At 67.0% G+C, this 14,997-nt stretch carries 10 protein-coding genes; 8 read left to right on the top strand and 2 right to left on the bottom strand.

Annotation, left to right across the window (positions count from 1 at the left end; genetic code table 11):
- Nucleotides 1-46: 46 nt before the first annotated feature.
- The 5 genes from J0I42_RS09420 (at nt 47) to J0I42_RS09400 (ending at nt 6,240) form a co-directional block, all read left to right on the top strand.
- Nucleotides 47-277, top strand: a complete 231-nt coding sequence (locus J0I42_RS09420) for a hypothetical protein (RefSeq protein ID WP_291654566.1) — start codon at nt 47-49, stop codon at nt 275-277.
- Between the two features lie 68 nt (nt 278-345).
- Nucleotides 346-1,335: an MvdC/MvdD family ATP grasp protein gene (locus tag J0I42_RS09415; protein ID WP_291654565.1), complete on the top strand. Its 990-nt coding sequence runs from the start codon at nt 346-348 to the stop codon at nt 1,333-1,335.
- A complete protein-coding gene (locus J0I42_RS09410; protein WP_291654564.1) occupies nt 1,332-3,056 on the top strand; it encodes an ABC transporter ATP-binding protein in 1,725 nt (574 codons plus the stop codon). The genes J0I42_RS09415 and J0I42_RS09410 overlap by 4 nt, the downstream gene beginning before the upstream one ends.
- A 201-nt stretch (nt 3,057-3,257) precedes the next feature.
- Complete coding sequence (locus tag J0I42_RS09405; RefSeq protein ID WP_291654563.1) at nt 3,258-5,471, top strand: sensor histidine kinase; 2,214 nt, start codon at nt 3,258-3,260, stop codon at nt 5,469-5,471.
- 76 nt (nt 5,472-5,547) lie between these two features.
- Complete coding sequence (locus J0I42_RS09400; RefSeq protein ID WP_291654562.1) at nt 5,548-6,240, top strand: response regulator; 693 nt, start codon at nt 5,548-5,550, stop codon at nt 6,238-6,240.
- A 40-nt stretch (nt 6,241-6,280) separates the two neighbouring features.
- Here the strand turns inward: J0I42_RS09400 and J0I42_RS09395 are convergent, their stop codons facing one another.
- A complete protein-coding gene (locus J0I42_RS09395; RefSeq protein ID WP_291654561.1) occupies nt 6,281-7,885 on the bottom strand; it encodes a glucan biosynthesis protein G in 1,605 nt (534 codons plus the stop codon).
- A gap of 300 nt (nt 7,886-8,185) precedes the next feature.
- Here J0I42_RS09395 and bglX point away from each other — a divergent pair, with 300 nt between their 5' ends.
- Complete coding sequence (gene bglX / locus J0I42_RS09390) at nt 8,186-10,582, top strand: beta-glucosidase BglX (protein WP_291654560.1); 2,397 nt, start codon at nt 8,186-8,188, stop codon at nt 10,580-10,582.
- A 49-nt stretch (nt 10,583-10,631) separates the two neighbouring features.
- On the opposite strand, the gene J0I42_RS09385 is transcribed toward bglX, so the two are convergent.
- On the bottom strand, nt 10,632-11,078 hold the full coding sequence (locus tag J0I42_RS09385; protein WP_291654559.1) for a VOC family protein: 447 nt from the start codon (nt 11,076-11,078) through the stop codon (nt 10,632-10,634).
- A 254-nt stretch (nt 11,079-11,332) separates the two neighbouring features.
- Between J0I42_RS09385 and J0I42_RS09380 the strand changes: the two genes are divergently transcribed.
- Nucleotides 11,333-12,931 carry an acyl-CoA carboxylase subunit beta gene (locus J0I42_RS09380; RefSeq protein ID WP_291654558.1) on the top strand — a complete coding sequence of 533 codons (1,599 nt, stop codon included), beginning with the start codon at nt 11,333-11,335 and terminating at the stop codon, nt 12,929-12,931.
- Between the two features lie 5 nt (nt 12,932-12,936).
- Entirely contained in the window at nt 12,937-14,931 is a 1,995-nt protein-coding gene (locus J0I42_RS09375) for an acetyl/propionyl/methylcrotonyl-CoA carboxylase subunit alpha (protein WP_291654557.1), read from the top strand.
- Nucleotides 14,932-14,997: the final 66 nt, after the last annotated feature.

Below are 14,997 nucleotides of genomic sequence, written 5' to 3'. Positions count from 1 at the left end.
TGCTCCGGCGTCCGATCGCGGGCGCGCTCATCGCAAAGGGTCGCCCATGCAGATTCAAGCCCAGCCTGCCAGCACGCCGCTGCCGTTCGTCCTCGCCAATTCCAAGCCCTACGCCCTCGAGCAGTACGAGGACGGCGAGCTCGGCTATTATGATGCGGAGACGCAGACCTGGCGCGGCACGGTGCTGTTCCACAAGTCGTCGACCTCCCGGAACGTGACCTCGACCTCGGGCCGCATCTCCGATTCGGATCTGTCCTCGGACGTCCTCGGCAACTGAACGGCATCAGCCCGAATGCGGGACCGGCCTTCCGGCCCCGCCCCCTTCCCTCGCCGCCGAAGCCGCCGATGCCTGCGACCCAGACCCTACCGGCCGTCCTGATGATCTCCACCAAGCTCGACCCGCATGTCGATGCGGTGCTCGCGATCCTGGAAAAACGAGCCGTGCCGTGCTTCCGCCTCAACACCGATCATTTCCACGAGGAATATCGCGTTGCGATGGCGGATGGTGTCGAGGGCACGATCCGCATCGCCGATCGCTGGGGCCGCTCCTGCGTCTTCCCGCAGGGCCTGCGCGCGGTCTGGATGCGCAAGCCGGAGCCGTCGCTGCCGCCGCCGGGCATCGAGGATGAGGGCATCGTCGAGTATGTCAGGGACGAGATGCGCGAGTTCATGGGCTTCCTGCCCATGGATAGCCGCGTGCCATGGATCAACAACCCCGACGAGAACCGGCGCCACCAGCGCAAATTCCCGCAACTGCGGCTGGCGCAGAGCCTGGGCCTGCGCGTGCCCCGCTCGATCATCACCAATGATCCCGAGGCGGCGGAAGCCTTCTTCGCGACTTGCCCGGACGGGGTGATCTGCAAACCGATGCTGATGGGCAGCCATTATATCGACGGCGCCCATCACGTCGCCTATACGCGCCGCGTCCCGCCCGGCGAATTCGCCGCGCTGAAGGCCTCGATCGCACTCTGCCCTACCTATCTGCAGGAGGCGATCGAGAAGGACCACGAGTTGCGCGTCACCATCGTCGGTGATCGCCTGTTCAATTGCCGGATCGACAGCCAGGGCGTCGCAGGGGCCGAGCAGGACTGGCGCGCCGTCGACACGATCAAGCTGCCGCACCGGATCGAGCCCTTGCGGCCGGATGTCGACAAGGCTCTGCGGGCCTATCTGAAGCAGTGCGGCCTACGCTTCGGCGCCTTCGACCTGATCGTCACGCCCGAAGGCGAGCACGTCTTCCTCGAGCTCAACCCCAACGGCCAATGGTACTGGGTCGAGCTCGCGACGGGCGCGCCGATGGCGGAGGCGATGGCGGATCTGCTCGAGGCACCGTGACACCCCGGCTGCCTCCTCCGGCCCTGCTCGCCGCCCTGCTCGGAGAGGTTCCGGCCTCGGAGCGGACGGGCGTGACCGGGCTGCTCGCGCGCATGCTCTGGTGGCAGCGGCGGCGCACGCTTCCGGCGCTCGCGGTCGCCGTGGCCCTCAGCCTGATCGCCTTCGTTCCGCCATGGCTTCTGGCGCGACTGATCGACGATGGGTTGGCCGGGCGCGAAACCGGGCTCGTCGCCGGCATTGCCGGGTTGCTCCTCGCCATCGGCATCGTCGATGGCGGTCTGGCCTGCGCCCGGCGCGTGCTCGCGGCGCGGGCAGCGCTGGCTCTGCGGCGCGACATGCTGCTTCCAGCCTTCGGCACGATGCTGCGGCTGCCGGCCGACAGCCCGCTCGCCGGAGATCAGGGCATGCTCGGCCAGAGCTTCGAGGAGGTCGACCGGCTGGCGCAGGGTGCGGGCGAGCGGTTGATCGAGTTCGCACTCGGCTTCGGCATGGTCGCCGTGCTGCTCGGGGCGATGCTGGCGACCGACTGGCGCATCGGCCTGTCCGTTGGCGCGCTCGTCGGACTGCTCGCGGCCCTTCACGTCGCCGCCGCCACGACGCTGCGCCAGCGGGAGATCACCTGGTTCGAGATGCGCAGCCGCTATTGGGCGCATCTGATCGAGGCCATCGCCTATGTCGAGACGATCCGGCGCAACAATGCCCATGGCTTTGCCGAAAGGCGTTTCACCGAGCGGCTCGACGGCGACAACGCAGCGCATCTCGCGGTGATCCGGCTCTCGACCCTGCTCGACAGCGCCGGCCGGGTCGCAAGCGGCGCGATCATCGCAGTGGTGACGCTGCTGGCCGGCTGGCGTGTCGCGGGGGGAGAAGCCAGCATCGGCACCTTCGTCCTGCTCCTGTCACTGGGCGGCGCGTTGACCGCACCAGCGCTCGCCCTGCTCAAGGTGGTGGACGACCTGCAGGCGGCGAGCGTCGCGGCGATCCGGCTGCGCACACTGGCGCAGCCGCCGCACGAGGCGATCGACGGCGATCACGAGCCCGGTGACCTTCCTCCCGCCGCGCTCTGCGTATCTGGACTGAGCTTTTCCTACGGCGTCGCGGACAGGCCGGTGATCCAGCGTCTCTCGTTCACGCTTGCACCGGGCGAGAGGATGGCGCTCGTCGGGCGCAGCGGGATCGGCAAGAGCACGCTGGCAAACCTGCTGATCCGTGCCCGGCACGGCACGGACAGCATCCGGCTCGGCTCCTTCGCGGCAACCGACATCCCGCTCGGCATTTGGCGCCGCCGCGTCGTCGTCGTGCCCCACGAGATCGATGTCTTCACCGGCAGCGTCGCGGAGAACATCGGCCTGCCGGCACCCCATGCCGGCCGTGATGCGATCGTCGCGGCCGCGACATCGGCAGGGCTCGATGGCGATATCGGCAATCTGCCGGCCGGCTACGACACCATGCTGGGACAGGGCGGCGTCGAGCTCTCGGCCGGACAGAAGCAGCGGCTGGGGCTGGCACGCGCCATGCTCGTCACGCCCGACATCCTGATCCTCGATGAGAGCACCTCGGCCCTGGATGCGGCGACGGAGAAGCAGGTGCTCGACGCACTGCTGCAACGGCATGCCCAGGCGGCCGTGATCGCCATCACCCACCGCGAGAGCGTAGCCGCGCGGATGGATCGCATCCTGCGGCTCGACGATGCGCCCGCCGCAGCAGGAGAGGCGGCCTGAAGTTGGCGACCCATAGCACGAGCCGGCATAACAAGGCGCTCCTTTACGAGAAGGCCCGAAACCAGCCGTTTTTGCGATGACGCAGGGGAATATACCGTCGACACCGCCGGGAAACGCTGCAATGTTGTCGCGCGGCTCGTAACGGAGGGGCGCCATGAGGGCGGTCCGCAGGACGGCCGGGATGGCGAAAAACATCGAACGATGGCTTTCTGGCTTCCGAGCCGCATCCTGCAGGCTGCGATCATTCTCTGCTTCACCGCGGCGCTCGTTGTCCTGACGCTCACCTTGCGCCAGCCCTGGCTCGGACTGGCGCTGTCGGGCGATACGTCCGACGATACGGTCCGGATCATCGCTGTCGCCCCCGACGGCCCCGGCCATGACAGGGTGAAACCCGGTCGCCTGATCTCGATCGCACCTGCTGGCACCACGAGTGCCGCGATCCGGCTCGACGCGACCGATGTCATCGAGGAGCCGGACGTCATCGCCAGCTACGAGGCCGTGCGCCGCTTCTTCGCCCGGCAGAGCGAGCTGGCATCGATCCTCGCCTCCGGAGATGTCGATCTGCGCCTGGGCGTGGATGGCGGCAACGACGTGGCCGTACAGATCCGAACGGCATCCCGCCCGATCACCAGCCTGCCCTCGGCCTTCTGGGTTCAGCTCGTCACGGGCTCCGGCGCCCTGCTGATCGGCGCCTGGGTGCTTGCCCTGCGCCCACGCGATCCTCCGACACAACTCTTCGCCCTGTCGGGCGGGATGGTCATGCTCTCGGCCTTCGCGGCGGCCGTCTATTCCTCGCGCGAGCTCGCGATCGACGGCGGCCTGTTCCGCCTGCTCAGCGGACTCAACCATATCGGTGCCGTCGGGTTCGGCGCGGTGATGATCAGCCTGTTCCTGATCTACCCGCGCCGGCTGGCGCCAGGATGGGTGCCTGGCCTCGTCTGCATCGTCGTGACCGTCTGGAGCCTGAGCAATCTCAGCCACGCCCTGCCTAATCCGCAGATGGGCGCGCAATTGCCGACGATGCTGGAGATGCTCGCCATCATCGCGCTGGTGATCGCCCAGCGCGTCGCGGTGCGAAAGGATGCGCGCGGACGTGCGGTCCTGCGCTGGCTCGGCTTGTCGGTGATCGTCGGGGCGCTGCCCTTCATCCTGCTGATCATCAGCCCGGTTCTGTTCGATACGACGCCGGTGCTGCAGCAGGGCCATGCCTTCGGCTTCTTCCTGCTGATCTATGCCGGGCTTGCGCTCGGCGTCTCGCGCTATCGCCTGTTCGATCTCGACGAATGGGCCTTCCGCATCCTGTTTTATGCCGGCGGCCTGCTTGTGCTGCTGGCCGCAGACGCCCTCCTGATCGTCCTGCTGCATCTGCAGCCGGCGACATCGCTCGGGCTTTCTCTGCTCTTCGTCGGCTTCGCCTATCTGCCCTTGCGGACTTTGTTCTGGGAGCGACTGGTCGAGCGGCGCAGCGTCGAACGGCATGAATTGTTCGAGGCCGTGGTCGACATCTCCTTCACGCCCTCGCCGGCCGAACGCTCACGCCTCTGGCGCGCGCTGCTGATGCGGCTGTTCGAGCCGGTCGACCTCGCCACTGTGGAGGATGCCCGTACAGGCGTGGCGATCCGGCGCGACGGGCTCGATCTCGCAGTCCCCGCCGTCGCGGACACGCAGGCCCTGATGCTCCGCTATGGTTGGGGCGGGCAGCGCCTATTCGGCTCCCGCGACGCCAAGCTCGCCGAACAGCTCGTCCGGATGATGCGTTACTCCGAGACGAGCCGCAGCGAGTTCGAGCGCGGGCGGACGGAGGAGCGCCAGCGCATCGCCCGCGACCTGCATGACGATGTCGGCGCGCGCCTGCTCTCCGGGCTGCACAAGAGCGAGACCGGCGATGTCCAGCGCGTGCTGCGCGATGCGCTCGCCGATATCCGCTCGATCGTCGGCGGCCTCTCGGCAGAACGCCTGCCGCTCGCGCAGGTGCTCGCGGCGCTCCGCCACGAAACCGCCGACAGGCTCGACATGGCCGGCATCGAGCTGGCCTGGCAGATGGAAGGAAGGACGGACGCCGAAACCCTGCTGGACTACCCCGTCTATCGCAGCCTGATCTCGCTTCATCGCGAGTTGGTCACGAACGTCATCCGTCACGCTGGCGCCCATGTCGTCGAGGTTTCGATCGCATTGTCGGAGAACGCTCTTGCAATGCGGATTCGCGACGATGGGGTAGGCCTGCCGGCATCGCCCGAAGACGAAGCCCGAACCGGCCATGGGCTGCGCGGCCTCAGGCGCCGGCTCATCGAACTCGGCGGCACGTTCGGGATCGAGCCGACCCCGCGCGGCACTTGCATCAGCGTGTCGCTGCCGTTGCAGGCGCCCGGATACCCGGCCACGGAAGCCATCGCGACCCCGGCCCGGTCCCCATGATCGCGGGGTCGCAGGCCGATCGGGCGGGGCCTATCGTGAGATATGATCGTTCCCCCGCGTCCCTGGCGCATGCCCGATGATGAATCTCCCGACCTCCCCGCGCCACTCGGATCGCATCGGCCTCGTCGTCGAGGACAGGCCCGATACGCGGCGCTGGCTCGCCGCGATGCTGAAGACCGCCTTCCCGGAGATCATTGTGCGGGAAGCGGCCTCGCTGTCGGCGGCCCGAATCTGCCTGCACGATATGCGCGTACGGGAAAGCCCGGGCGGGCCGGATGATATCGCGCTCGTGGATATCGGTCTGCCGGACGGCTCGGGCATCGACCTGATCCGCGAGATCGCAGCGAACCATTCGGGCCTGAGCCCGATCGTGACGACGATCTACGACGACGACCAGCACCTGTTCGAAGCCATTGCCGCCGGAGCACAGGGCTATCTGCTGAAGGACCAGCACGAAGAGACGATGGTGCGCTACCTCCACCGCATCGACATGGGCGAACCGCCGCTCTCGCCGTCGGTCGCGCAACGCATCATGGCCCATTTCGCCCGCCGGCGACCGGAACCGGCTGTCGAACCGATCGCGCTCACGCCACGCGAGCAGGAGGTTCTGGCCTTGATCGGGAAGGGACTGCGCACTCCGGAAGCGGCCCGCGTGCTTGGCCTCACGCCGCACACCGTGGCCGGCTACGTCAAGAGCATCTACCGCAAGCTCAACGTCTCGTCGCGCGCAGAGGCTGCCGTCGAAGCGATGCGGCGCGGGATCGTCTGATCCCGCGTTCGGCACCTCTCCGCCCCTCGCGGGCGGGCGACTACTCCATCGCCTTGAAGCGGTTGAGGTAGGTTTCCTTGTTCGTCGCCGCCTGCGTCGGCGGCAACCTGAACTTCCAGGTCTCGGTGAGGGTACGATCGCCAAGCTTCAGGACAGCGTCGAGATCGGATGAGACCGCCGGATTCCTGATCTTGATCCGATAGCTCAGGCGCCAGCCCTGGATCGCCGGATTGGGCTGCAGTTCAGTGCCGACGATCTCGACATTGTCGTTGGCGCCGACGACGGCCGTGGGCCTCGCATCCCTCGGCAGCTTGCGCAGCGAGGGGCCCTTGAAGTCGATCAGGAAGGCCAGCGTGCCGTCCCCGGCGCGGATCAGGTTCGACTGGTAGAACTCGCCGGTCGAGCGCATCGTCTGCCAGACATGGGAAATGTCGCCCTTCATCAGGGCCGGCTCGTCCATGGTCCAGTGCATGCGGTAGTCGAAGCGCATCGGCTCCCCGAACGGAGGCCTCACGTCCGGCACCCAGAGCGTGACGATATTGTCGTTGGTCTCGTCGGCGGTCGGGATCTCGACGAGGCGCACATTGCCCTTGCCCCAGTCGTTGGTCGGCTCGATCCACGCGCTCGGACGCAGATCGTAGCGATCCTTCAGATCCTCGTAGCGCGAGAAATCGCGCCCACGCTGGAGCAGGCCGAAGCCCTTCGGGTTCTCCGCCGGGATATCGCTGATCGCGACCATGGAGGGGTTGACCAGGGGGCGCCAGATCCATTCCCCGTCGCCACGACGAACGGCGAGCCCATTGGAATCATGGATCGCCGGGCGGAAATTCGGCGTCGGCGACGGCTGCTGCGGGCCGTAGAGGAACATGCTGGTCAGAGGCGCGATGCCGATCGTCGTCGGCGAGGCGTCCCGTCGCAGAAAGACCCGCGACTTGACGCTCAGCACGGCGTCCGCGCCCGGCGTCAGCGTGAATTCATAGGCGCCAGATGCGCGCACCGAGTCCATCAGCGCATAGAAGGTCAGGTGCTTGTCCTTCGGCTTCGGACGGCGCAGCCAGAACTCGCGAAAATTGGGGAACTCCTCGGCGATCGGCAGACCGGTATCGATCGCGAGCCCGCGCCCGGACAGGCCATAGATCTGGTTCTTGCCGATGACGCGGAAATAGCTCGCGCCGAGCACGCTCATGATCTCATCAAGCTTGCCGGGCTGGTTGATCGGATAGACCACGCGGAAACCGGCCCAGCCGAGCTTGCTGGTCGCCTCACGGTCGAAATGCAGGTCTGCGAAATCGAAGCGCCCGGCGTCATAGGGGATCTCGTGGGCGGCGCCGTCGACGATCTCACTGATCTTCACCGGCGTGTTGAACTGCATGCCCTGATGGTAGAAGGCGAGCTTGAACGGAGTCTTGAATTCCATCCAGGCGAAGCGATCGCGCTTCGGCTGCATCTTCTGGTAGTCGGCGAACTGCATCTTGCTGAAGACGTCGGGCAGGTTGCTGACCGGCGCGACATAAGGCGCCTCGGCCAGCGCCCTGGCCCTGGCGACCACGTCGTCGAGTCCGAATTTCTGGCGCTGCTGCGCGAAGGCCGAGGGGCCGGCGAGAGCTGCCAGGGCCAGCCAGCCGAGCGCCAGGCCGAGCCGCACGAAAGCGGACCTGCTTCGCGCCTGTCCGCACCGGTCCGGCAGCCGCATCAGCTTCTGTCGGGCCGAAGAGGAAGATCGGGCCGTGAGCGGGGCCCCGTCGGCGGAACGGGTCGACAAGTTCACACTACCTCCTTAAAGGTGGGCGGCGGCAGGACGGAGCGCACCCGTCCTATATTGGCAGCGGCGCATCCGAGCACACATGCCCATCATCGCGACGAGGGTCAAGGAACGAGCGCCGTTCTTTCCGAACCGCTCCCGCGCTCCCCTTCGGCCCCGACAACCTGAGTGAACGAACACAGCATGGATCACAAGAACGCTGCGCCGGTCGTCGAAGGACTGGAGACGGTGTCCCCTGAGCAGGCCAATGCCGGCCTTTCCCGCCGGCAGGCGCTCGGTGCCATGGCCTCGGCCGCCTTTGTGGCGGGGATGGCCGCGGGTCCTGCGGCAGCCAGGTCGAAACCGGCGCGCGCCGCCGATCGCGCCGCGACGAAGAAGGCTTTCGTCGACAAACTGATCGGGCAGATGACGGTCGACGAGAAGGTCGGGCAATTGCGCCTGATCAGCATCGGCCCCGAGATGCCGCACGCGCAACTGATGGACGAGGTTGCGGCCGGGCGCATCGCCGGTTCGTTCAACACCGTGGTCCGGCGCGACAATCGGCCGCTCCAGGAAGCCGCCGTCAAGCGCAGCCGCCTGAAGATCCCGCTCTTCTTTGCCTATGACGTGGTGCATGGCCACCGCACCACCTTCCCGATCCCGCTTGGCCTCGCGTCGAGCTTCGACATGGCCGTGATCGAACGGATGGCCCGCGTCTCGGCGGTCGAGGCCTGCAATGACGGCGTCGACATGACCTTCGCGCCGATGGTCGACATCAGCCACGACCCGCGCTGGGGCCGCACCTCCGAGGGCTTCGGCGAGGATCCCTATCTCGTCAGCGAATGCGCCCGAGCCAGCGTGCGCGGCTTCCAGGGCACCTCGCCCGACCAGCCCGACACCATCATGGCCGCAGTCAAGCATTTCGCGCTCTATGGCGCGGTCGAAGGCGGGCGCGACTACAACACGGTCGACATGAGCCCGCTGCGCATGCACCAGGTCTATCTGCCGCCTTACAAGGCGGCTATCGATGCGGGTTCCGGCGGCGTCATGGTCGCACTGAATTCGGTCAACGGCGTGCCGGCGACTTCCAATACCTGGCTGATGCAGGACCTGTTGCGCAAGCAATGGGGCTTCAAGGGCGTCACCGTCAGCGACCATGGCGCGATCACGGAGCTGACGCGCCACGGCGTCGCCCGCGACAACCGCGAGGCGGCCAAGCTCGCGATCAAGGCCGGCATCGACCTCAGCATGGCCGACCAGGTCTATCTCGCCGAGGTGCCCGGGCTGATCGCGTCCGGCGAGATCAAGATGGCCGAACTCGACGCCTGCGTGCGCGAGGTGCTCGGCGCCAAATACGACATGGGCCTCTTCGCCAACCCGTTCCTGCGCATGGGCAAGCAGGAGGACGATCCCGTCGATGTACGCTCGAACGACCGCCTGCACCGCGAGCCGGCCCGCGAGATCGCCCGCGACTCCATCGTGCTGCTGGAGAACCGCAACCAGACCCTGCCGCTGAAGAAGCAGGGCACGATCGCACTCGTCGGGCCTCTCGCCGATTCCGGGCTCGACATCCTCGGCAGCTGGTCGGCGCAAGGCGTCGCCGAACAGGCCGTCACGGTCAAGGCCGGCATCGAGAAGGCGATCGGCGACAAGGCCAAGCTCCTGATCGCACGCGGCGCCAACGTGCTCGATGACCAGAAGGTGGTCGACTACCTGAACTTCCTGAACTGGGACAAGCCCGAGGTCATCCAGGACCCGCGCCCGCTCGACGTGATGATCGAGGAGGCTGTCGCGGTCGCCAACCAGTCCGACGTGGTGATCGCCGTCGTCGGCGAGGTGCGCGGCATGTCGCATGAATCCTCGAGCCGCGTCACGATCGAGATGCCTGGCTCGCAGCGCAAGCTGCTGCAGGCGCTGAAGGCGACCGGAAAGCCGCTCGTCGTCCTGCTGATGAACGGCCGGCCGCTCGCCATCGGCTGGGAGAAGGACAATGCCGATGCGCTGCTGGAGACCTGGTATGCCGGCACCGAGGGTGGCAATGCTATCGCCGACATCCTGTTCGGCGACCACAATCCCTCGGCCAAGCTGCCGATCAGCTTCCCGCGCTCGGCCGGCCAGATCCCGACCTATTACAACGCACTGCGGATCGGACGGCCCTACACGCCGGGCAAGCCGGGTAACTATACCTCGCAATATTTCGAGGAGGAGCAGGGCGCACTCTATCCGTTCGGTTTCGGCCTGAGCTTAAGCACGTTCACCCTGACCGACCTCAAGCTCTCGGCCAGCCGCATCAGACGCGGTGAGAAGCTGACCGCCGAGGCGACGCTGACCAATACCGGCAGTTTCGCGGGCGCCAATGTCGTGCAGCTCTACATCGCCGACCCCTACGCCTCGATCGCGCGACCGGTGAAGGAGCTGAAGGGCTTCCAGAAGGTGACGCTCAAGCCCGGCGAAAGCCGCGCCGTGCGCTTCGAAGTCGGCCCGGAACAGCTCAAGTTCGTGAATGGCGAGCTGAAAGAGGTGATCGAGAGCGGCCAGTTCGATGTCCAGCTCGGGCTGGATTCGCGGGACGTGCTGCAGCAGTCCTTCCATCTCGCGTGAGCGAGCCGCGCGCCCCGCGGTTCTCCGCGGAGCGCGCCTGACAGCGTGATCAGCCCTGCGACGGCTTCCAGTCGGCCGCCGGGATGGTATTGATCATCCAGGGAATGCCGAACTTGTCGACGAGTGAGCCGAAGCCGGGCGACCAGAAGGTTTCGCCGAACGGCATGACGGCGCGTCCGCCCGCGGAAAGCTGATCGAACCAGCGCTGGCCCTGCGCCTTGTCCCCGGTATGCAAGGTGACGTCGAAGCCGTTCTTGGGCTTGTCGACGTTCGGCGCCCACGCCGTGTCCATGTCGGCGCCCATCAGGGCCTGATCGCCGACTTCCAGCCAGCAATGCATCAGCCAGGTCTTGTATTTCTCGTCGGTGATCGGCATGCCGGGCGGCGCGTCGCCATAAGGCATGGCTGCGGTGATCTTGCCGCCGAGAACCTTGGCGTAGAACTCGAACGCCGCCCGGCATTCACCCCGAAAACTCAGGCTGGTCACGATCTTCATGGTCGTCTCCATTGTGGCGGGAGCTTCAACGCTCCTCAAATGGATTGATATCAATATATCAACACGCGCGTGTCAGCATAACGAATGCCGGCCATGATCGAACGTTCCCCGGCTTCGCGTGTCCTGATCTGAATCGCGCATCACCGCGCAGGCCACCGTCAACGCCTCTTGCCCATCTGCCTACCGGCAGGTAGGTAGATGGCGCCTCTCCATGGGCGGACCAGCCGCCGGGAGGCCGAGGAGGCTCAGCACGCATGCCGGTCATCGAAAGCAGGGTTGGCACCGGAGCCGAGCAGCAGCAGAAGCGGGCCGCCTATGGCGCGCTCATCCAGACCCTGCGGGAGCGCCACGCGCGCGTGCTGGCCGGCGGTGGCGAGAAGCTCAGGGCGCGCCATCGCGAACGCGGCAAGATTCCGGTGCGCGAGCGCATCGACCTCCTGGTCGATCCTCTGTCGCCCTTCCTCGAACTTTCCCCGCTCGCTGCCTGGGAGCTCTATGGCAACGAGGTGCCGGGCGCCGGCATCGTCACCGGCATCGGCATGGTCTGCGGCACGCCCTGCATGATCATCGCCAATGACGCGACGGTGAAGGGCGGCTCCTTCTTCCATGAGACCGTCAAGAAGCACCTGCGGGCGCAGGAGATCGCCTTCGAGAACCGCTTGCCTTGCGTCTATCTCGTCGATTGCGGGGGTGCCTTCCTGCCGGAGCAGGACCGCGTCTTCCCCGACCGCGACCATTTCGGCGGCGCCTTCCTGCAGCAATGCCGTATGTCGGCGGCCGGACTGCCGCAGATCTCGGCGGTGTTCGGCGGCTGCACGGCCGGCGGCGCCTATATTCCTGCCCTCTCCGATGAGGTCGTGATGGTGCGCGGCACCGGCCGCATCCATCTCGGCGGGCCGCCGATCGTGAAGGCCGCGATCAATGAGATCGTCGATGGCGAGACCTTGGGCGGAGCCGAAATGCATACGCAGGTTTCCGGCGTCAGCGACTATCTGGCGGAGGATGAGCATGAGGCGATCGCGAAGGTTCGCGACATCGTCGGCGCGCTGAACTGGCCGGCGTCTTCGCGTATCCCGGCGCGTCCCGTCACCGCGCCCCTCTATGATCCCGACGAGATCGAAGTCATCGTCGGCACCGACCTGAAGCAACCCTTCGACGTCCGCGAAGTCATCGCCCGCATGGTCGACGGCAGCGTCTTCGATGCCTTCAAGCCGGATTTCGGCGCGACGCTGGTCACCGGCTTCGCCCATATCCACGGCCAGCCGGTCGGCATCATCGCCAATAACGGCGTCCTGTTCTCCGACAGCGCGCTGAAGGGCGCGCATTTCATCGAGCTTTGCGACCAGCGCCGCATCCCGCTGCTGTTCCTGCAGAACATCACCGGTTTCATGGTCGGCACCGAGGCCGAACGCAGCGGCATCGCCAAGCATTCGGCCAAGCTGGTTTATGCCGTCTCGAACGCGCGCGTGCCGCGCTACACCGTGATCATCGGCGGTTCGTACGGCGCCGGCAATTACGGCATGTGCGGCCGGGGCTTCCAGCCGCGCTTCCTCTTCGCCTGGCCGAATGCGCGGATCGCGACGATGTCGCCGGACGTCGCGGCAACGGTAGTCACCGAACTGCGCCGTTCGAGCCTGACACGCGGCAATGCCAACGAGGCCGATATTGAAAAACTCGATCGCGAGACGCGCCGCCAGTTCGAGGAGCAGAGCACGCCCTATTACGCGACGGCGCGACTCTGGGACGACGGCATCATCGAGCCGGCCCAGACGCGCGACGTGATCGGCCTGTGCCTCTCGCTCGCCGCGCGCGAGATCGACCTGCCCGGGCATCGCCCCGTCTACCGGATGTGACCCCGATGATCGGCTCCCTGCTCGTCGCCAATCGCGGTGAAATCGCCGTGCGGATCATACGGACCTGCCGGCGCCTCGGCATCCGCACCGTCGCCGTTTTCTCCGATGCCGATCGCGATGCGCAGCATGTCGCCTTCGCCGACGAGGCCGTCCGGATCGGCCCTGCCGCCGCGCGCGACAGCTATCTGCGGGCGGAAGCGATCATGGAGGCTGCGGCACGTAGCGGTGCGGAAGCGATCCATCCGGGCTATGGCTTCCTCTCGGAAAAGCCGGACCTGCCGCTGCTCTGCCGGCAGGCGGGACGCATCTTCGTCGGCCCTTCCGCCGAATGCATTACCGCGATGGGGCCAAAGATCGGCTCGAAGCTGATCGCCGAGAAGGCCGGCGTGCCGAGCGTGCCGGGCTATGCCGGCGCGGACCAGTCGAATGCGGCGCTAGCCGATGCCGCGGCGCGGATCGGCTACCCGGTGATGATCAAGGCCTCGGCCGGCGGCGGCGGCAAGGGCATGCGCCGGGTCTTCGCGGCCGCGGAGCTGGTGCCGGCGCTCGAAATGGCGCGGGCCGAGGCGCAGGCCGCCTTCGGCGACCCCGCCCTCCTGATCGAGAAGCTTGTGATGCGCCCGCGCCACCTCGAAGTGCAGGTGGCCGGCGACAGGCACGGCAATGTCGTGCATCTCTTCGAGCGCGACTGCTCGGTCCAGCGCAACAACCAGAAGGTGCTGGAAGAGGCGCCCGCGCCCAACCTCGCGCCCGCGATCCGGGCCAAGCTGCTGGAACGTGGCGTCACGCTGGCAAAGGCCATCGGCTACGACAATCTCGGCACGGTCGAGTTCATCCTGGAGGATGGGTTCGACGAACCCTGGTTCCTCGAAATGAATACCCGCCTGCAGGTCGAGCACCCCGTCACCGAGGCGATAACCGGCTACGATCTCGTCGAATGGCAGATCCGGATTGCGGCCGGCGAGCGGCTGCCGGCCTTGCAGCATGAGATCCGCGAAAGCGGACACGCGATCGAGGCCCGCATCACCGCCGAGCGCGCAGACCGGGGTTTTCGGCCCGATACCGGGCGGATTGAGGGCTATGCGGAGCCGGCATCGATCCGCGTCGACAGCGGCGTGCGGGCCGGTTCGGAGGTCACGCTGTTCTATGACTCGCTGCTGGCCAAGGCGATCGCGGCCGGGCCGGACCGCAGGGCCGCCTGCGCACGGCTGGCGGCTGGCTTGCGAGATTTCGCGATTCTCGGCCCAGCGACCACCTTGCCCTTCCTGATCGATGCGGTGGAGCATCCGCTTTTCGTCGAAGGGAAGGCAACGACGCGCTTCATCGACGAAGCCTTTCCAGAGGGCTGGGCCGCCAAGCGGCCGAGACAAAGGCTGGCGCGCGCCGTCGCGGCGCTCCTCTGGCTGGAACAGCAGAAGGCGGCACGCCCACAGGTCGATGCCTGGGATCGTCTGGCCGGATTCCGCCTGCTGGCGCCGGCCGGCGGCGTGGCGACCAGCCACCTGCTCGCCGATGCAGAAGATGGCGCGACCAAGCTGGAAGTCCGTTTGCTGCCGAACGGCCGGCAGATCGTCCTCGATCCCGGGGGCGAGATCGAACTGGCGTTGCGGATCGGTTCCGGGAGCTTCGAACTCACCTTCGAAGACCGGCTCCTGCGCGGCAGCCATGCCGCAAGCGCCGGGGACATCCGGCTGACGCTCGACGGCGAGACCTTCACGATCCGGATCGGCAGCGAAGCGCGGCCGGCGGCGGCAACAGGCAGCGGCGGAGCCGGCTCCGGGGCGGTCCTCGCCCCGATGCCGGGTGTGGTCGCCGAAGTCCGCGTCGCGCCGGGCGACAGGGTCGAGGCCGGACAGGTCGTCATCGTGCTGGAATCGATGAAGCTGTTCACCTCGCTCCCGGCCGGCGTCGGCGGCGTCGTCGCCGATGTCGCCTGCAGACCGGGCGACACGGTTCAGGCCGGCAAACGGCTCGTGCTGATCGAGCCGGCCTCCGCCTGAGGGCCTGCATGCTCCTGACGCAGCCCCGCCAGCGCATCGAACCATCTCGACCGCTCGCGGCCCTTG

The sequence above is a fragment of the Allobosea sp. genome (genome assembly GCF_017308015.1).
In the GTDB taxonomy this organism is placed as follows: Bacteria; Pseudomonadota; Alphaproteobacteria; order Rhizobiales; family Beijerinckiaceae; genus Allobosea.
This window is presented reverse-complemented; position numbering and strand designations above follow the sequence as displayed.